Source organism: Agrobacterium sp. DSM 25558 (assembly GCF_900100825.1).
In the GTDB taxonomy this organism is placed as follows: domain Bacteria; phylum Pseudomonadota; class Alphaproteobacteria; order Rhizobiales; family Rhizobiaceae; genus Agrobacterium.
This window is the reverse complement of the sequence record NZ_FMUD01000046.1, coordinates 21,705-38,398: the sequence shown is the minus strand read 5'-3', so window position 1 is coordinate 38,398 and position 16,694 is coordinate 21,705. Positions and strand designations below refer to the sequence as shown.

Annotated in this window: 14 protein-coding genes, 1 tRNA gene and 2 pseudogenes; 11 read left to right on the top strand and 6 right to left on the bottom strand. The window is 55.8% G+C overall.

Annotated elements, in window-relative coordinates:
• The 5 genes and pseudogenes from DSM25558_RS29135 to DSM25558_RS25200 form a co-directional block, all read left to right on the top strand.
• Positions 1 to 312 (top strand): hypothetical protein (locus DSM25558_RS29135; RefSeq protein ID WP_210189142.1); only part of this gene is annotated, 312 nt, incomplete at its 5' end.
• Between the two features lie 447 nt (positions 313 to 759).
• A pseudogene (locus tag DSM25558_RS25215) lies at positions 760 to 1,509 on the top strand (GntR family transcriptional regulator).
• Positions 1,485 to 2,380, top strand: a pseudogene (locus tag DSM25558_RS25210) (dihydrodipicolinate synthase family protein). Before DSM25558_RS25215 ends, DSM25558_RS25210 begins: the two co-directional pseudogenes overlap by 25 nt.
• Before the next feature lie 177 nt (positions 2,381 to 2,557).
• Positions 2,558 to 2,631 (top strand) — tRNA-Gln (locus DSM25558_RS25205).
• 157 nt (positions 2,632 to 2,788) lie between these two features.
• Positions 2,789 to 3,364, top strand: a complete 576-nt coding sequence (locus DSM25558_RS25200; protein WP_244554308.1) for a DUF6538 domain-containing protein — start codon at positions 2,789 to 2,791, stop codon at positions 3,362 to 3,364.
• Positions 3,365 to 3,455: 91 nt separating this feature from the next.
• Here DSM25558_RS25200 and DSM25558_RS25195 read toward each other — a convergent pair whose 3' ends face one another.
• The 4 genes from DSM25558_RS25195 to paoA all read right to left on the bottom strand — a co-directional run bounded on the left by DSM25558_RS25195 (position 3,456) and on the right by paoA (position 8,218).
• Positions 3,456 to 4,346, bottom strand: a complete 891-nt coding sequence (locus tag DSM25558_RS25195; protein WP_077107382.1) for an XdhC family protein — start codon at positions 4,344 to 4,346, stop codon at positions 3,456 to 3,458.
• Between the two features lie 91 nt (positions 4,347 to 4,437).
• The gene (paoC, locus tag DSM25558_RS25190) at positions 4,438 to 6,633 is read right to left on the bottom strand and encodes an aldehyde oxidoreductase molybdenum-binding subunit PaoC (protein WP_077107376.1); all 2,196 of its coding nucleotides are present in this window, start codon (positions 6,631 to 6,633) and stop codon (positions 4,438 to 4,440) included.
• Positions 6,634 to 6,635: 2 nt separating this feature from the next.
• The gene (locus tag DSM25558_RS25185; RefSeq protein WP_077107375.1) at positions 6,636 to 7,586 is read right to left on the bottom strand and encodes an FAD binding domain-containing protein; all 951 of its coding nucleotides are present in this window, start codon (positions 7,584 to 7,586) and stop codon (positions 6,636 to 6,638) included.
• Positions 7,583 to 8,218 (bottom strand): aldehyde dehydrogenase iron-sulfur subunit PaoA, encoded by a 636-nt coding sequence (paoA, locus tag DSM25558_RS25180; RefSeq protein WP_077107381.1) that lies wholly within the window; start codon positions 8,216 to 8,218, stop codon positions 7,583 to 7,585. The genes DSM25558_RS25185 and paoA overlap by 4 nt, the downstream gene beginning before the upstream one ends.
• A 313-nt stretch (positions 8,219 to 8,531) precedes the next feature.
• Here paoA and DSM25558_RS25175 point away from each other — a divergent pair, with 313 nt between their 5' ends.
• Positions 8,532 to 9,857 carry an adenylate/guanylate cyclase domain-containing protein gene (locus DSM25558_RS25175; RefSeq protein ID WP_077107374.1) on the top strand — a complete coding sequence of 442 codons (1,326 nt, stop codon included), beginning with the start codon at positions 8,532 to 8,534 and terminating at the stop codon, positions 9,855 to 9,857.
• A 47-nt stretch (positions 9,858 to 9,904) separates the two neighbouring features.
• Here DSM25558_RS25175 and DSM25558_RS25170 read toward each other — a convergent pair whose 3' ends face one another.
• On the bottom strand, positions 9,905 to 10,792 hold the full coding sequence (locus DSM25558_RS25170) for a LysR family transcriptional regulator (RefSeq protein ID WP_077107380.1): 888 nt from the start codon (positions 10,790 to 10,792) through the stop codon (positions 9,905 to 9,907).
• Positions 10,793 to 11,003: 211 nt separating this feature from the next.
• On the opposite strand from DSM25558_RS25170, the gene DSM25558_RS25165 reads away from it, so the two are divergent.
• The 5 genes from DSM25558_RS25165 to DSM25558_RS25145 all read left to right on the top strand — a co-directional run bounded on the left by DSM25558_RS25165 (position 11,004) and on the right by DSM25558_RS25145 (position 15,885).
• The gene (locus DSM25558_RS25165; protein WP_103586474.1) at positions 11,004 to 12,125 is read left to right on the top strand and encodes an MFS transporter; all 1,122 of its coding nucleotides are present in this window, start codon (positions 11,004 to 11,006) and stop codon (positions 12,123 to 12,125) included.
• A 73-nt stretch (positions 12,126 to 12,198) separates the two neighbouring features.
• The gene (locus tag DSM25558_RS25160) at positions 12,199 to 13,302 is read left to right on the top strand and encodes an alpha/beta hydrolase (protein ID WP_077107378.1); all 1,104 of its coding nucleotides are present in this window, start codon (positions 12,199 to 12,201) and stop codon (positions 13,300 to 13,302) included.
• A gap of 85 nt (positions 13,303 to 13,387) precedes the next feature.
• A complete protein-coding gene (locus tag DSM25558_RS25155) occupies positions 13,388 to 14,134 on the top strand; it encodes an SDR family oxidoreductase (RefSeq protein ID WP_077107373.1) in 747 nt (248 codons plus the stop codon).
• Between the two features lie 78 nt (positions 14,135 to 14,212).
• Complete coding sequence (locus DSM25558_RS25150) at positions 14,213 to 15,403, top strand: (R)-mandelonitrile lyase (protein WP_077107372.1); 1,191 nt, start codon at positions 14,213 to 14,215, stop codon at positions 15,401 to 15,403.
• 71 nt (positions 15,404 to 15,474) lie between these two features.
• Positions 15,475 to 15,885, top strand: coding sequence for a cyclophilin-like fold protein (locus DSM25558_RS25145; RefSeq protein ID WP_077107371.1), 411 nt, complete (start codon positions 15,475 to 15,477; stop codon positions 15,883 to 15,885).
• A 138-nt stretch (positions 15,886 to 16,023) separates the two neighbouring features.
• Here the strand turns inward: DSM25558_RS25145 and DSM25558_RS25140 are convergent, their stop codons facing one another.
• Positions 16,024 to 16,611, bottom strand: coding sequence for a DUF1349 domain-containing protein (locus tag DSM25558_RS25140; RefSeq protein WP_077107377.1), 588 nt, complete (start codon positions 16,609 to 16,611; stop codon positions 16,024 to 16,026).
• Positions 16,612 to 16,694: the final 83 nt, after the last annotated feature.

The following is a 16,694-nucleotide window of genomic DNA, read 5'->3' as shown; positions in this document are numbered from 1 at the left end:
TCAACATCCCGCAAGCCTCGCCGCCCACGTTTCTCTTTCTTCCATATTCAATTGTCAAAAAACAGACACACATTAGTGTCAAAACCATCAAACCAAAACCCGAAAGTTCAGCTTCCAAAGACCCAACAAACTCGCCAAGTCTTCCAGTTTTCTCCAGAACGAAGGACATCGTCGCTAGCAGCGCCGCCGCCCTCGTCAGTGAGCGGACTTATAGAGGAACACCTCAGACATAGTCAACAGCACCAAAAGAAGAAAAATCAGAAAAATGGCAAGTGGCTGATTTGGTTGGGATATTTTGGCTTCTTGGACTGAAAGTGGTTTTGACGAGCCATAAGAAGCGTGGACGAACAAACAAGGCACACCAAAAACACACAGGATTGCAGTCTGTTGGTTCCCAAATTTCCAAACGGGCCATCTGATGCAATGCGGAAACCCGTGGCTCTCTCAAAAATCTAGCCTTGGTACCTTCATTCCCAATCTAAAGAGACCAATCTGTACGAGTCCTAACCATCTGACAGGCCCGGTCGCGGCGCAAAACTCTGGAAAGGGTTGTACACCTCGTGAGGTTGCCAAGATGGAGTGCCCTCCCCTACCGTCCCGGAACGTACCAATCGTCCACGGTTTCACAAGATAGGAGTTGATTGCCTAAGAGAGCAGGTCGACTACCCCAAAGCCGCCTCATCTGTTGATCTGACATCGTGACAGGTCAGTCGTGCATTGAAATCTGATATAGCAGATTTCAATGTTTGGGGTATATTCATGTTATCAACGCAAGTCCCGTTGTCGGTGTCGGACGATCGTATCGAACGGCTTGATCCGCAGCTTTTGGCGACGCTGAGAGACCACGTCCATCGAGCACTGCGAACGGCCATCTTGTCAGGTCGTTTTGCAGCTGATGAACGTGTGAACGAACGGCAACTGGCAGAGCAACTTGGTGTCAGCACGGCCCCTATCAAGGAAGCGCTTCTTCAGCTTGAAGCAGAGGGACTGGTTGAAACTCTATCCCGGCGTCGCGTTATTATTCGTTTTAACGCAAATTGGGCTGAGGAGACAATATTAGCCCGCGCAGCACTTGAATCCATGATCGCACGTTTAGCGGGGAAACGGCTAACGACCGATGCGGTCGAGGACTTGGAGAAAACCGTCAATCAGACGCGAATTGCCAGCTCCAATGCCGCGGCCGATGACCTGGTTACACTCAATGAGATGTTTCACGATCAAATCCATGCAGCGTCCGATTGCGGTATCTGGCCCGGATGATTGAGAGGCAGCGGTTCTACGACGCCAGCATTCGCCGGGTCATTCATCTGGACCCCTCGGAGCGAGCAAAAAGCGCTGGCGGAACATATAGACATCGCCGCAGCAATCATCGCTGGCAAAAGCGACGAGGCAGAGAGAGCCATGCGCGACCATGTGATAGGTTCAGGAAATATCTATTTGAGTACGGTCTTCAATAAACGGGAGGAAATACGATGGATTCATCAATGGAAAAGGTTCGCAGCGCGCTGACGGGGATATCGGGAGTGCCGGTCACGCCCTACACGTCTGATGGTGCTGTCGATGCCTCAAAGCTTTCGACCCTTATCAAGGGTCTCGCCGAGGCAGGCGTCCATAATCTGATGGCGGCTGGCAACACGGGAGAATTCTTCACTCTGACTTTGGAAGAGGTTCGCCTCGTACACCGCACGGCGGTCAAGGCTGCGGCTGGAAAGTCTCTGGTCAGCGCAGCCGTTGGTCGTTCGTTGACAGAAGCAAAGGCTTTGGCCAGAGATGCCGTGGCCGAAGGCGCAGACGCTATCATGGGACATCACCCGATGGACCCCCCTTTGCTGGGCCAAGCTATCAGGCAAAATACTTTTTGAATCTCGCGGACGCCGCAACCGTTCCCGTCATAGCCTATGTGCGTAGCGACAGCTTTTCCGTCAGCGACTTCCAGCAACTGGCATTGCATCAGAATATTGCAGGGATCAAATTCGCGTCCAGCAACCTGATGTTACTGGCAGAAGTTATTCGAGCCACGAAAGACACGCCAACAATTTGGGTCTGCGGCCTTGCCGAGGGCTGGGCACCAGCGTTTTTTGCCATGGGTGCGCGCGGATTTACCTCCGGTCTCGTCAATGTTTTTCCAGAGCGCTCGCACGCCATTTACCAGGCACTGGAAGCTGGCAACTACGAAGCGGCTCGCAACCTGATAGACGGGATTGCCGGTTTTGAAGCCATGCGGACGAAATATTTCAATGGCGCAAACGTCACCGTCGTCAAGGAAGCCATCAAAATGCTTGGCACCGATGTCGGCCCGGTACGCATTCCAGGCGTAGAAGCACTCAACGATGCTGAACGTGCTGAACTGAGAGAAATCGTAGAGCGCGTAAAAAGTTAGGCCTCAGCCGTTCATTGATTAAAACCTTTGTGCATCACCACATCTCGTGTGGTGGTGCGCAAAGAAATCCCACCCGATTTCAATATTGTCAATCACAACGCATTTTTCGTCTTGCATAGCGAGACAAATCATTTATATGACGCCTCAGCGAAGCGGTTCAGACCACTTCGACAGCGTTGGGGAATAGTTCAACGGTAGAACGACGGACTCTGACTCCGTTAATCTTGGTTCGAATCCAGGTTCCCCAGCCAATTCTCCCCAAATACCCTTAATCCCTTGATTTTCCAGTCGTGTCGGATATCGTTTTGGCATCATTGGCGACCTGATGCCCAGAACTGTAGCCCACAGGTGATGCCCACGCGCAATATGCGCGCCGGCATTTGAAGTGGCAGGCAAGGGTAGAACTTCATGGCGGTCCGCCACGACGTCGAGAATCTCATCCGCCGCGGCAATATCTTTTATTGGCGTGCGCGTGTTCCAAACGCGTTTCGGCAATGCCCGCCAGGCAGCCGACTTTCATTAAGCCTTCACTGTTCTGATCATAAGAAAGCTCAAGTCATTGGTCGCAAGCTCAACGTGCTGATGGCCGAACTTAAGTTGAAACAGAAGGACCCCATGTCAAAGGCGCAGCTCCAAAAGCTTTGCGAACACGAACGTGACAAGATGCTCGAGCATCTGGACGACGTCTCGATGGTCGCACGACGCTATGGCCGTCCGGCCGATATCGCAGAGCTGGAAATGGATCTCGAAAATGGCTGGGCCTATCGTCTTCTTGAGATGTTCGGGATTCGCCATCGCCTGACACTGGAGGCCGATTGCCCCGGCCACACCTATCTTCGAAAACAAGGGTTCCCCGCTTCCCATTTCTTTTCAATCCGCTCGAACTATCTCGAACTTTGTCAGGAGGCGACCTCACGCGGTTTTCAGGAGGGTCTCTGCTTTGCAAGGATATCAAAAGAAGGCGCACTGTTAACCAGTCAATGAAACGCAAGACCACCAGAGATCTACTTGACCACGAGTTCATCGCCATTTGGAAGACCTTACATCAGGCGCGATTGACTACATTCCGAAAATCTCATGGATATCTCTGTGAACGCTTCTTCGCGACGTCAGCTAGCACAGAAAGTCCGAGTGTCGCTGAATCTCGGGCTGGCCCGAAAATTCCAATCGGCGCATTGATGCGGTCAATCTCACAAGCAGTGTAGCCGAACTCGGAAAGTCGTTCGATGCGCCGGCGGTGTGTATTAAAGCTGCCCAAAGCGCCGATGTAAAAAGCGGAAGATCTCAAGGCGATATCAAGAACTTTCGTTTCTTGATCAAGGTCGTGATGAAGGAGTATAAATGCAGTGTAAGCATCTATGTGTTGACCCAACTCAGCCGTGCGCTCATTTTGCTCACATAGAAGCACCTCATAGCCTGAAGCGACTGCGATTTTTTGTACGCTTTGCGTTTCGCTCTTTTGCCCAGAAGCAATGACGCGAGTGACTGGCCGATAGACAAGATAGACATTCCCGTCTTTCACTCCTGCACGTTCAGGCGGCTCAATGGATGTCAGCGCCTGTCGTTCGGGCTCGTATTTCAATCCCGCAGATTTGCGCTGCGCCAGGCTTTGAAGCACATACTCGATAATATCGACCGATCGCAGCACATGAATGGCGACCGTGATGCCACCACCGCACGGCAGCACGATATCGAGGAATGGGGAACCGTCGCCGAAGGACACCATGCGGTCAGATCGCGTCTCCATGGCTAAAAGGGCTTCGGCGGCAACTGCCGCTTCAACACACCCGCCTGACACATAACCGGAGAAACGACCATCTGCGGCTACCACCACTTGCGATCCAAGCGCGCGAGCTGCTCCCCCTCGAATGTCAACGAGTATGGCAAGCGCAACTCGTCCTTCTCGGTAAGCATTAACGGCGAACCGAAGAATGTCGCGAGGATCGTCACTCAACATCGCCCTCATGGGGGTTGGTAGCGATTTCTTGAAAACATCGACCACGAAAAAATCCCCTTCAGGGAAGACGGCAGGCCCTCGAGACCTGCCGTAAGATGCGTTACGCGACATCCGGAAGGCCATCGAGCAGCTTGTCGAGCGTGATCGGATAATGGCGAACCCTGACGCCGCTTGCATTATAGATGGCGTTTGCAATCGCCGCCGAGACGCCACACAGGCCGAGTTCGCCGATACCCTTCGCCTTCATCGGCGAGGACATCGGATCGGTCTCGTCCATAAAGATCACCTCCTGGTGAGGTACATCGGCGTGAACAGCGACTTCGTAACCGGCAAGGTCATGGTTGACGAAGAAGCCGCGGCGCGTATCAACTGCAAGCTCCTCCGACAGCGCTCCGCCCACGCCCATGGTCATCGCACCGATGACTTGGCTGCGGGCAGTGACCGGATTGAGGATTCGTCCGGCAGCACAGACCGCCAGCATACGGCGGATCCTGGTCTCGCCAGTAGCGACATCCACGCCGACTTCTACGAAATGCGCGCCAAATGTCGATTGCTGATGCGTCTCGGTAAGGTTGCCCCACTGCATCGTATCCTCTGCCACAAGGCCCTCGGGGCCAGCAGCCTCGGCAAGCGACACCGACCGGCTCCCTGACCGAATCTGACCATTTTCGAAGACCAAGTCTTCAGCGTTCAAGCCGAGCTTCTGAACGATGGCGTCGCGCAGCTTCGCGCATGCGGCGTAGACACCAGACGTCGAAGAGTTGGCACCAAACTGCCCACCAGAACCAGCCGACACGGGAAAGCGGGAGTCGCCCAGTTGCACACCCACTTTGTCGATGGTGACGCCCATCATCTCGGCTGCAGTCTGCGCAATGATGGTGTAACTGCCGGTTCCAATGTCTGTCATGTCGGTCTCAACCGTCACAATGCCCTCATTGTCGAGGCGGACTCTTGCACCGGATGGCAGTACCATATTGTTGCGAAAGGCAGCGGCAACACCCATACCAATCAGCCAATTGCCTTCACGCCTTGATCCAGATGCTCGCCGTCTATCCCAGCCGAACCGCTCGGCACCAAGCTTGAGACAGCCGACAAGATCGCGATGGGAAAAGGGCCGCTCGGGATTTTCCGGATCGACCTGCGTGTCGTTGATGATCCTGAACTCGATCGGATCGATGCCGAGCTTTTCCGCCAGCTCATCCATCGCAACCTCAAGAGCCATAAGACCCGGCGCTTCACCTGGCGCTCGCATGGCATTGCCCTCTGGCAGATCAAGCGTTGCCAACCGCATCGCGGTCATGCGATTTTCGCCGGCATAAAGCAGCCGTGTCTGAAGCACGGCCGCCTCTAGCTGCCCGCCAGCCTGATCACCAGACCAGCTCTCATGCCCGATGGCTGTTATTCGTCCATCGCTCTGTGCACCAATGCGGACGCGCTGAATAGTAGCCGGACGATGGGTCGTGTTGTTGATGACGAACGGGCGCGGCAATGCAACCTTGACCGGCCGTCTGGCAGCCTTTGCACCAAAGGCTGCGAGTACCGCATCTGCGCGCAGGAACAGCTTGCCGCCAAAACCTCCACCAATGAATGGCGACATCAGGTGGATCCTCTCTTTGTCGATATCGAGCGTCGTCGCAAGGTCGGAGCGCCACCAGTCGATCATCTGGCTCGATGTCCAAAGTGACAGATCTTCGCCATCCCACGCAGCGATGGATGCATGCGGCTCCATCATGGCGTGGGACTGATCAGGCGTGGTGTAGGTCTCTTCGCAGGTCACAGCGGCCGCCTTGAAAGCAGCGTCGAAGTCGCCGGCACTGGAATCGGGATCACCTGTTTCGGGTTTCGTCGCTGCATCCATGGCCTTGCCTAGCTCGAAGCTCCCCTGCTCCTCGCTGTAATCGACCTTAACGAGAGCCGCCGCCGCGCGCGCCTGCTCAAACGTCTCGGCTACGACGACCGCGATCGCCTGATGATAATGCTGAATCTGACGACCGCCAAAGAGCCTCACCGTGTTGAACTTACCCTTAGTCCGCTCACCGACATCAAGGGCAGTCACCACTGCGATGACACCCGGCGCCTTTTGGGCCATGCTCGTATCTATGGATTTGATCGAACCCTTGGCTATCGCTGAACCGACAGGATAGCCGTATGCGTATCGAGTGTTTGGATCGTGCCATTCATATGCGTAGATGGCTTGACCGGTCGATTTGAGTTGCCCGTCAATACGAAGAATTGGCTGGCCCACAATCTTCAATCTATCAATCGGGTTTGTGCCTGCTGGTTTATCGAACTGCATGTTCAGCTCCTTGTTTGGGCAATGACGGCACTCAGAGCGCGTTCGACCAATTTGATCTTGAACCGATTATGTTCGGTTGGTTTTGCATCCGCAAAAAGCACAGCCGATGTTGGCGCAGCCCCCTTTGGCAACTGAGCATCTGCTTCTTCGATGCGCCATGGCTTGTGGGCAACGCCCCCAACCGCAACACGCCCGTTACCGTCTGGCTGGATAACGGCGCCAATCGAAATGATGGCAAAAGCGTATGATGCTCGGTCGCGGACCTTCCGGTAGATATGTTGTCCACCAAGCGGCTTGGGAAGGATGACGGCGGTGATGAATTCGCCCCATTCGAGACTGGTTTCTATATGCGGCGTTTCGTCCGGTAGTCGGTGGAGTTCAGCGATGGGTATGACATTTTGACTGCCATCCGGCTTGACGGTTTCCACGACCGCGTCGAGAACACGCATGGCGATTGCCATGTCGCTTGGATGGGTCGCAATGCAGGTGTCGCTGGTGCCAACGATGGCATGGAGGCGACTAAAACCGCCCATGGCTGAACAACCGCTGCCCGGCTGGCGCTTGTTGCATGGCTGGTTGGTATCGTAAAAATATGGACAGCGGGTGCGTTGTAGCAGATTGCCGGCAGTGGTTGCCTTGTTGCGTAGTTGTCCTGATGCCCCGGCCAGAAGAGCCCGTGACAGAACTCCGTAATCTCGACGGACCGTTTCGTGCGCAGCAAGCTCGGTGTTGCGTACCAGCGCACCGATGCGCAGGCCGCCTTCAGTCGTGGCTTCGATCTTGTCGAGGCCGAGACCGTTGACGTCGATTAGATGCGTTGGCGCCTCGATCTCAAGCTTCATCAGATCGAGCAAGTTCGTACCACCTGCGATGAACTTGGAGTCTGGATTTGAGACCGCGGCCTTGACGGCGGTGTCGATGGATTTGGCGCGCTCGTATGTAAAGGCTTTCATGCTTTTATCCCCGCAGCTTCGGCAATGGCCTCAACGATGTTGGAATAGGCGCCGCACCGACAGATGTTACCACTCATGCGCTCGCGAATTTCTTCAGGCGTGATGCTCGCCTGTGCGGTCAGATCGATCGTGACGTGGCTTGGAAGGTTGGCCTTGAACTCCTCCAGCAATGCTATGGAGGAACAGATTTGGCCGGGGGTACAGTACCCGCACTGGAAACCGTCGTGCTTGACGAAGGCTGCCTGCATGGGATGCAGCTCGCCCGGCGTTCCAAGTCCCTCGATCGTGACCACGTTGTCACCTTCGTGCATCACCGTCAGCGTGAGGCAGGCGTTAATGCGGCGGCCGTCTACCATCACGGTACAGGCACCGCATTGCCCGTGGTCGCATCCTTTCTTGGTTCCCGTAAGATGAAGGTGCTCGCGCAGCGCATCGAGCAAAGTCGTGCGGTTGTCAACGTCGAGTGTCATGCTCTCACCATTGACGGTCAGGGAAACCTTAGATGTCAGTTTTCCTTCCTCAGGTGGCGACTGTGCAATCGCGTCCCCGGCCACACCGGTCACTGCAACTGTTGCGGCTGAGGATATGAGCAGGTTTCGACGCGATATCTCAAGTTGAATGGGGCTTTGCATATCCGGCTCCGCTTCGTTTTCGGTTTTGTCGAGCGCGGATGAACCACGCCACACTGCAAAGTAACGGTGCATTCGAAAATGATTAGGGGCGTTCAGTCGCTTGTACTTATCGTGTCTCGACATAAATACCTCGACTCGAAGAGCACTCCATTGATGTTGGAAATCCATAAGTCCATGCGGCATTCTCCGGCTAATCCCGAATGATCGATTGACGTATGGTGGACTACGGTTCGACAAGCTTGAAAACCGATCCTGTCCTATCCCAGCTTGTTCGCCGCCTTGGTTTGCGACAGGACTGGACGATTGGAATAAGATGGTTGAAAAACGCCCCGCACTCGACTTTGCCGAAACGACCGCTAATGCGCTGCGAAAGGCCGAGCGTGCAGGCTTCAGGTTCGCCGTGTTAGGCCGCACCGTGGCCGTTATGGCGCTCGCGATCAGCTTCTTGCTCAGTTACTATTACCCCATCAATCTGGGAATTTTCGGCATAACAACGTTCATTGCCCTCGCAGGCCTGACGTCGCTTGCGGCGATCCGCACGCGCTACGAGAAGCCTGCCAGATTTGCGCTCTTCGCCTTCGATGCATCATCTGTGACCGTCTTGCTCGCATTCGTACCCTTGAGCAGCGGCGGCGATATACCCCAGAACCTCGTCTTCCTGACAAGCTCGGTGCAGCACTACTATCTCGTTGTTGCCGCCGCCGTTCTTACGCTTTCACCCCCGCTTGTTCTGTGGACAGGAACCTGGGCAGCAGGCGGACTTCTCTTTGCAACATGGTGGATCATGTCCGGCATGGCGCAGGTTATCACCTATGCCAACCTTCCCATTTCCCCAACGCGGGATGTTTATCTCAAGACCGTGCTCAACCCAGATTTTCTTGGTCTGGCATCACGGGTTCAGGAAATGCTGATCATCCTTCTGGTCACCGCCATTGCGGCGCTGGCGGTTCACAGAGCACGACGGGTTGTGAGCGATCACGCCGAGGCCAGAGCGAGTGAGCGGCGCGTTCAAAAAATCTTTGGCCGGTATGTTCCGGCCCCAGTCCTTCGCGAGCTCCTCGATGAAGGACATCTGGCTCACCAGACCAGGCTGGCAACGCTTCTCTTCGTCGACATTAAGGGTTTTACCAGCCTTTCCGAGGGTTTGCCGCCTTTGAGGCTCGTCCGTTTTCTGAACGCTTTCTTCAGTGCTGTCACTGATATCGCCGACCAAAATGGTGGAGTCGTGGTGAATTATATCGGTGATGCGGTGCTGATATCGTTCAATGCACCACTTCCCGTTTCAGACCATGCCAAGCGCGCACTCGCCGCATCTGGGGACATTTTGAAGGCAACGCAGAATCGGCAGTTCGATGGGATTTCTATCGGTGTGAGGATTGGAGTTGCCACCGGACTTGTTGCAGCCGGAACACTGGGTGCTGACGATCGCCAAACCTACACGGTGTACGGCGACGCGGTCAATCTGGCGCAGAGGCTCCAGGAGTTGAGCAAACAGACAAAAACTGACTGCCTGGTTTGTGAAACAACAGCGCGTCAGGCAGGTCATGATCTCGCCCTGACGAGCCTTGGGGTCCATCCGATCCGCAACCTGCTTTCACCGGTCGAAGTCTTCACATTCTCCGATGGCGTTTTGGGGTAGCCTGCACGGCGCGTTGTCTTACGGGGTGTCCAGTGCAAGTGGAAACGTCAAGCCTTCAATGCATCGACGACGACCTTGAAAGCGGGCGAGTTTTGCCGTCTGCTTGGATAAAACAGATAGTAGCCCGTAAACATGGGACACCAGTCATCGAGGATCTGTATCAATTGCCCCGATGCCCGCTCTTTTTCAACGAGACTTTCCGGCACATAGGCAATGCCATATCCGGCAACTGCTGCATCAATCATCGCGTATGACGAGTTGAACGTCAGTTGCCCCTCCACACGAACCCGGACTTCTCTGCCGTCCTTTTCGAACTCCCATGCATAAAGCCCACCCGCTCGCGATTGCCGGTGATTGATGCAATCGTGACCCACCAGTTCTTGCGGCGTCGAGGGCGTTGTCCGGATCTCCAGATACCGGGGAGACGCGACTGCGACCAACCGCCAGTCTGGGCCGATGCGAACAGCGATCATGTCCTTGTCCAGGCTTTCACCCAAGCGGACGCCTGCATCGAACTTCTCTTCAACGATATTCCGAAACCCATTATCACTGTTCAGCTCAACCTTGATATCGGGAAATTCGTGCAGCATGGATCGCAGTTTAGGCCAAACGACGCTTTCAAGCGCGTGATCGGAGAGTGTTATTCTGACCGAACCGGATGGTTTGTCCCTGATTTCCATGAGCGCGTCGATCTCGGTTTCGATTTCCTGGATTCGCGGTGCCAGTGATCTAATCAATCTCTCACCGGCTTCCGTTGGAGCTACATTGCGCGTTGTCCGCGTCAGAAGGCGAAGCCCCATCCGAGCTTCAAGTTTTTTGATTGTGTGGCTGATGGTGGATTGCGAGGTGCCAAGTTTCGCCGCCGCTTTGGTAAAGCTTCGCTCCTCTGCGACTGCCAGAAACCACAGCATGTCATTAAGATCTTCCCGTTTCATGGTCGCCTCCGCCATCATTTATTGATGTCATAGATCGATAAGTCCAAGCGAATTGCAATGACTAATCTTCGAACTGGGCGCGGCATATATTGCCGCCATGACACATCAAGCTTTCATATCATCCGAATTCAACGACGGTGACCAAGACACTGGGATTCCGGCGGCGCAGACCAAGCACGGGCATAAGGCTGCCTGGGGCGCTGTCTTCTCAATGGCCTTGTGCGTGGCCGTCTTGATTGCTTCCGAATTCATGCCGGTAAGCCTCCTTTCACCGATTGCAACCGAACTGGGTGTGACGGAAGGTCGTGCCGGCCAGGCCATCTCGATCTCCGGCGTCTTTGCTGTCCTGACCAGCATTTTCGTCGCAGGCCTAGTGCGGCGGTTGGACAGGCGTCTGGTTCTTGCCACGTTCTCGCTGATGCTGGTGCTTTCGGGAACGATCGTGACATTTGCGCCAAACTATATCGTACTGATGGCCGGGCGCGCCATGCTCGGTGTCGCCATTGGCGGCTTCTGGTCTATGTCGACCTCGATCGTCATGCGGCTGGTACCGGACGAGTCCGTTCCCAAGGGCCTTGCCATGCTGAACGCAGGCAACGCCATTGCAGCCACCGTCTCCGCACCCCTTGGAAGCCTACTCGGGAGCTATATAGGCTGGCGCGGCGCATTCTTTGCCGTCGTCCCTCTGGCGCTGGTCGCCCTGGTTTGGCAGTGGATCAGCCTGCCGTCGCTTCCACCCCGCCGCCACGAGGGTTCGTCGAATGTCTTCAGACTGCTCGCCCGGCCTCAGGTTGCCATTGGCATGGTCGCGATCATGCTGCTGTTCATGGGTCAATTCGCCCTGTTTACATATCTGCGCCCATTTCTCGAAACCGTCACCGCGGTCTCGATATCGACGCTCTCGCTCCTGCTTCTTTTGATGGGTGCGGCAGGCGTCGCCGGAACCACGATCGTCAGCCAACTGCTGCACAAACACCTCTTCCTCATTCTGGGCACGATCCCTCTCATCATGGCGATCTTTGCCGTGGGACTGATCACGTTCGGATCGTCTCCCGTCCTGACGGCCATTCTTCTCATCGGCTGGGGCCTGTTCAGCACGGCCGCTCCCGTGGGCTGGGGCACCTGGCTCAGCCGCACCATGCCTGACGATGCGGAGGCAGGCGGCGGGCTGCAAGTCGCAACCATCCAGCTTGCCATCACGCTGGGCGCTTCGATCGGCGGCGTGCTGTTTGATGGCTACGGCTGGTCGACCGCTTTCCTCTTCGCAGCAGGGCTGCTTGTTGGTTCGTTCCTGCTCTCCATCGCCGCATCGCGTTTCTCGACACGCCCCTAAACCGTCACGGCGGTCATTCCAAGCAATGCACCCAAGTGAAATCCAGCTCATCACCATTCAAGGACACAAGCAAATGATCAATCAAGATCAAGACGACACGAGAACGCAGAAAACCGCCATCGACCGCCGCAGCCTACTCAAGATGACAAGCGCTGGCGTCGCTGCCCTCGGGGCGATGTCCATTTTCGACGCAACAATTGCAAAGGCTCAAGACATGTCCAACGGCGCCTCCAATTTCTACACCAGTGATAAGGTGACCCTGCAGAAGGTCACATTCAAAACCCAGTATCAGACAAATGTCGCCGGCAATCTTTTCCTACCCAAGAACCTCGACCAGGCGTCGAAGAACCCGGCGATCATTGTGGGCCACCCAATGGGTGCGGTCAAGGAACAGAGCGCGAATCTTTACGCCACCAAGATGGCCGAACAGGGGTTTGTCGCGATGTCCATCGATCTGCCTTTCTGGGGCGAAAGCGAAGGACAATCGCGCAATCTGGTTTCTCCGGAAGCCTATGCCGAAGCCTTCAGCGCCGGCGTCGATTTCCTTGGCTCGCATGCCTTCGTTGATCGCACCAATATCGGCGCCATCGGTGTCTGCGGCAGTGGAAGCTTCGTTATCAGTGCGGCCAAGATCGATCCTCGCATCAAGGCGGTCGCGACCGTCAGCATGTACGATATGGGCGCTGCTTTTCGAGATGCATTGAACAAATCGCAAACAGTCGAGCAGCGTAAGCAGTTCATCGCTACTGCCGCAGAACAGCGCTGGGCCGAGGCAGATGGCTCCAATATCCAGTACATCGGTGGCACCACACTGGAACTGACGGCTGATACGGATCCAATCCAGCGTGAGTTCTATGACTTTTACCGGACGCCTCGCGGTGAATTCACGCCTGAAGGCGTGGCAAGGGAGACGACGACCAAGCCGACCCTGAGCAGCAGCGTCAAATTCATGAATTTCTATCCGTTCAACGACATCGAGACGATCTCGCGCCCGATGCTGTTCATTTCCGGAGACCAAGCCCATTCGAAGGAATTCAGCAAGGATGCTTACAACCGGGCGTCCGAGCCAAAGGAACTGGTCTGGGTCAAGGGAGCCGGCCACGTCGATCTATATGACCGTGTCGACCTCATCCCGTTCGACAAGCTGAAAGGCTTTTTCGATCAGCATCTGGCGTAGGCAAATCCATCGCAGGAAGTGGCTATTTGTAGCGGGGTTCGCCGCTGCCACTGCCCCGTATCTGCCTCTCGAAAGGAGACCTGGAATGACTGACAACATCGCCGCCAAAACCATAGTCATCACCGGAGCATCAAGCGGGATGGGAGCGGCAGCCGCCCGTCTCCTTGCCGCCAAGGGCGCAAATGTTGTCCTCGGTGCGCGTCGTGCCGACCGCATCGATACACTTGCCGCCGAAATCATCGATGCTGGTGGCAAGGCGACTTCTGTCACGACCGATGTGACGAGGCAAGATGACCTGCGGACGCTGGTGGACACTGGCGTGGAAATCTACGGACGGATCGACGTGCTCATCAATAATGCGGGCATCATGCCACTCTCTCCGCTGGAGAGGTTGAGGGTTGATGAGTGGGACCAGATGATCGACGTCAATCTCAAAGGTGTTCTCTACGGCATTGCCGCAGCACTACCGCACATGACAGCCCAGAAATCCGGCCACATCATAAACGTGTCCTCCGTTGCAGGCCACAAGCTTTTCGGCGGCTCGGCTGTGTATTCAGCGACCAAGTTCGCCGTGCGGGCGGTGTCCGAGGGACTAAGGCAGGAAATGGCTCCGTACAACATCCGCACCACGATCATATCTCCGGGCGCTGTCAAAACGGAACTCCTCGAACATATCACTGAGAAAGATGTGCAGAAAGCGAACCAGGACTATGTTGGCCAAGTCGGCGTGCCAGCCGAAACCTTCGCCCGGATGGTCGCCTTCGCGATCAACGAGCCCGAGGATGTTGCGATCAATGAGATCCTTTTTCGTCCCACAGCTCAGGAACTTTAAACCTTGAGCCGCAAACCGTCCTAAGGGCCGCAGTCACGACGGCCCCGAAGTTCATGACAGTAATTGAAGGATACCCAGATGAAAAACATTGCCGCAAGCATTGCCATCTCGGCTCTCGCCGCAACAGGAGTGGAAGCCCAGGAAGAGCGAAGAAGGGTTGCTCCTACAGCCGTCTACACGGTCGCACCGGGGCTTGGCCATTTCACGGATGACGTACTGTTCGGTGAGGTTTGGGAGCGAACCGAACTTGCGCCTCGCGACCGCAGCCTGGTTACCCTTTCGGCGATTGTGTCTACCGGTAAAACCGAGCAGATCGCTGCTCATGTGAGCCGTGCTTTAGATAACGACGTGAAGCCAGGCGAGATCGGTGAACTCATCACGCATCTCGCATTTTACTCAGGGTGGCCGAATGCAATGTCTGCCGTCACAGAAACGAAGAAGGTCTTCGATGAGCGCCAGATCGCACCTTTGGACAACAGCAAAGCGACACGCATCGAATTAGAAGTCGCAGCCGAAGCCGCTCGAAAGGCGACGGTCGATGCCGCAGTTGCCCCGACAGCGATGTCACTAGCAGACCTTACCAACCGTGTGCTGTTCGGAGACTTGTGGCAGCGACCAGATCTTTCAGCGCGAGACCGGAGCCTCGTGACGATGACCGCCCTGGTCGCTGTTGGCCAGCCGGAGCAATTGCCGTTCCATGCCAACCGCGCGATGGATAACGGCTTGACGCCGCCGGAAGCTTCCGAAGTACTCACACATGTTGCATTCTACTCTGGCTGGCCCAGAGCCATGTCCGCGGTACCTGTCCTCAAACAGGTTTTTGAAAACAGGAAAGGAATTCAAGTGAGCGCTCCACAGGCAAACATCACGATCACTCCCGCAGGCGCCGGTGCCGCGCCAGCTCCTGCTGAGTATTTCACGGGCAACGTCCACATCTCGGGCCGTTATCAAGCCGACGCCCCTGCGCGAATCGGCGGGGCCACGGTGTCCTTCTCGGCTGGTGCGCGTACGGCATGGCATACACATCCTCTCGGGCAAACCCTGTTCATCGTGAGCGGGCGCGGCTGGGTGCAGAAGGAAGGTGAGCCAATTCAGCAAGTCGGCCCAGGAGACGTTGTCTGGATACCACCGCTGATCCGGCATTGGCATGGGGCCTCACCTAGTGAGCCGATGAGCCATTTCGCGGTTGCCGAAGCGCTTGACGGAAGCGCTGTCACCTGGATGGAGAAGGTATCTGACAAGGACTACGGCATGGGTGCCACGGAGTAGAACCAAACTATCGACGGCGGGGTGGGTGACCACTCCGCGCATTCGATGCAAAACGAAACGGAGACGATCACGTGCCCAAGACAATATTGGCCTCTGCTGTCGTCGTACTGGGATTGACGGGACCTGTCATGGCTCAAGAAAGCATTCGGATTTCCTCAGCGTGGGGAGAAGTCACCGCTACCCTCGCCGACAACGAAGCCGCCAGATCGCTGGCGCGGATGCTGCCATTAACAATCGAGATGTCCGACCATCTTCGCCAAGAAAAGACGGGAAACCTGCCCTCTGCCCTGCCTGAGCTAACACGACAGCGAGACTTCTCGGTCGGCACGCTTGGCCTGTGGAGTGCCGATCATTTCGTGATCTATTATCGCAGTGGACGTGTTCCCTCTCCGGGCATTATTATCCTCGGGCAGGTGACGGGAGATGTCTCGGTCTTCGACCGCCCAGGACCTGTCACCGTAACGCTCGGGGCTACGGACTGAGTGACGCATGCAAACCCAACCGACTTCGCATTTTCGCCGTTAACATTTGCTCGATCTTCTGAGATGCCACGCAGCACACATTTTTCACGCGTTCAAGATCGGTTTCGGATCTATCATGTGAATCGCTGAGTGGCACCGTTACGCTGTAAGGTCATGAAGATCGGTGGTTATCGCTGCACCTATTGTGAACTCCGAAAAACGAACATCCAGTCCGCCTCGCTCCGGAGTGCACGCTGTCGGCCCGACGAGATAACGAGGTGCCTCCGGAAACGGTGCCAGTCGCAGCAGTGGCCAAATCCTGCCGTCTGACGACGCCTGAATGCGCATTGCACCTTGTTTCAGGGTAACCCGAATATAGAAATCCCCGAGTTCCTTGAAAGGCTGGGACACCGACCAGTCAGATTTTCCGTCGGTGACAACGGTGCTGAGTAAGCGCTCCCCGTCTGTGAACTCCACTCCGGTCTTCACCCATCGGTTCTCATCAATGCGAACCATGAGGCCTGCCTGATCATAGAGAGACCGGAATTCCCCCTGTATGCGGACACAGGCTGTGAATCCGTCGTCAACGGAGGACCCGAGGAAATGACCGCTATCGCGCGTAAACCCATAATGGGTTTTACGCCAGAAATCGGTGTTCACATCCGTCGTCAAGGTGAGGGCGGTTTCTGTGGCCTCCCACACCGCCGGCTCGTTCAGCCACGTTGCCTCTCTCAGATTAACGACCATGATACTGTCCTCCGTAACTACCATTTGCGCCCATGAGGCGAGCGTCATTGCCAGGTTGAAGCGGTACCTGTGATCGTTGCCTG